At 65.6% G+C, this 1818-nt stretch carries 2 protein-coding genes; both read left to right on the plus strand.

What is annotated here, in order from left to right; translation table 11 throughout:
* Positions 1–1327: putative sulfate exporter family transporter (locus EOB36_RS33685; protein WP_128286583.1), on the plus strand; the 1327-nt coding region annotated here is incomplete at its 5' end.
* A 45-nt stretch (positions 1328–1372) separates the two neighbouring features.
* The coding region (locus EOB36_RS33690) for a phosphoadenosine phosphosulfate reductase family protein (RefSeq protein WP_164897717.1) at positions 1373–1818 on the plus strand (446 nt) is incomplete at its 3' end.

Consider the following 1818-nt stretch of genomic DNA (forward strand, 5'->3'; position numbering starts at 1 on the left):
CGGCGGACTGGGCGAGCCGCTGTCGCGCAACCCGGTCCTCGTCGCCATGCTCTTCGGGCTCATGATCGGCAGCAGCTTCGCCTGTCCAGACGCCTTGCGGCCGGGGCTCGACTTCACCAAGCGCTATTTGCTGCGGCTCGCCGTGGTGCTGGTCGGCTTCCGTATCACGACGCGGCTGTTCCTGGATCTGGGGTTCATGCCGCTCGCGGTGGCGGCCATCGAGCTGATCCTCGTGCTGACGCTGCTCTACGCTATCGCGCGCAAGCTATTCAGGCTCGACGCCGAGATCGCGCTGCTTGTCGCGGTCGGCAGCGCCGTCTGCGGCGCCGCGGCGATCCTCTCCATGGCCGCGCTCGTGCGTGCGCGCGACCAGAGTGCCGGCATCGCCATCGCCCTGATCACGCTGAGCGGCACCGTGGCGTTGCTCGCCTATCCGGTCATGTTCCTGAGCGGATGGCTGCCGCATCTCGACGACCGCCTCTATGGCGTGTTCGTCGGGGCGAGCATTTTCGAGCTGGCGCAGGTCTACGGCGCCTCCTTCGCCATTTCCGATGGCGCGCTGAACACCGCCACGCTGGTCAAGCTCAGCAAGGTGCTGATGCTCGTCCCGCTTCTGCTCGCCGCCAGCCTGGTCTTTCGCAGCCGCAACAAGGCGCAAGAGGCAGCGCCGATCCCGTTCCCGTGGTTCATCGTCGCGTTCCTCGGCGTGGTGATGCTCAATTCGGAGATCACCCTCAATCCGCAACTGCGCCGCGTCATCCTCGATGTCGACCAGTTCCTGTTCCTCATGGTGATGATCGCGCTCGGCATCACCACCCGGGTCAGCCGACTCGGAGAGGCCGGCGGCGCCTGGCGCCTGGTCGGCGTGGGCCTCGTCGGGTTGGTACTGTCGGCGGCGCTGGCCTATGGCGCATTGCTCCCATTCTCGTCGACCTTCCGGACCGCATCGCCTTCATCGAGCCACAGCGCGATGCTCGGCAGCCATGGCGGACGGCTTTTCGCCTCGGTCGGTTGCGCCAAATGCCATGTGCCGGCGCTGGAAGGTGTCAACGGCGAAGTCCGGCTTTATTCCGACCTTTTGCTGCACGACATGGGGCCGGCACTCGACGACAAGATCGTCCAGGGCGATGCCATCGGCGCCGAATGGCGGACCACGCCGCTCGTCGGCATCCGCCTGCGCCAACGCTACCTGCACGACGGCCGCGCGAACACGCTGCGCGATGCCGTCTTCGCCCACGGCGGCACGACGCAGATCGTGCGCGACCGTTTCTTCGACCTGGACGAGACCGACCGCCAGGCGATCCTCGATTTCGTGGCGAAGCTATGATGCGGCCTTGTCACGCCACCACCGTCTTTGACCGGCCGAACCGCGATGTATGAAGCTGTCGTCGCAGAGCTGAACCATCTCGACGGGCCCGACCTGCTGGCGCCGCTCGTCACCGATCTGTTTTGTGGAAACATAGCGCTCGTGTCCTCGTTCGGCGCAGAATCCGCAGTGCTGCTGCATATGGCAGCCTCGATCGACCGTTCGCTCCCCATCATCACGCTCGACACCGGAAAGCTGTTCGCGGAGACGATCGCCTATCGCGCGCAGCTGACGGCTCTGCTCGGTCTCACTGATCTGCGCGTCGTCAAGCCTCAGACCGACGTCTTGCGCGTGCTCGACGGCGCTGGAGCGCTGCACCGCCGCGATCCGGACCGGTGCTGCCACATCCGCAAGGTTCTGCCGCTCGAAAATGCGCTGACCGGTTTCAAAGCCTGGATTTCCGGTCGCAAGCGATATCATGGCGGGCTTCGCGCGGGTGTTTCCGCACTGGA

Source organism: Mesorhizobium sp. M6A.T.Cr.TU.017.01.1.1 (assembly GCF_004023115.1).
In the GTDB taxonomy this organism is placed as follows: domain Bacteria; phylum Pseudomonadota; class Alphaproteobacteria; order Rhizobiales; family Rhizobiaceae; genus Mesorhizobium; species Mesorhizobium mediterraneum.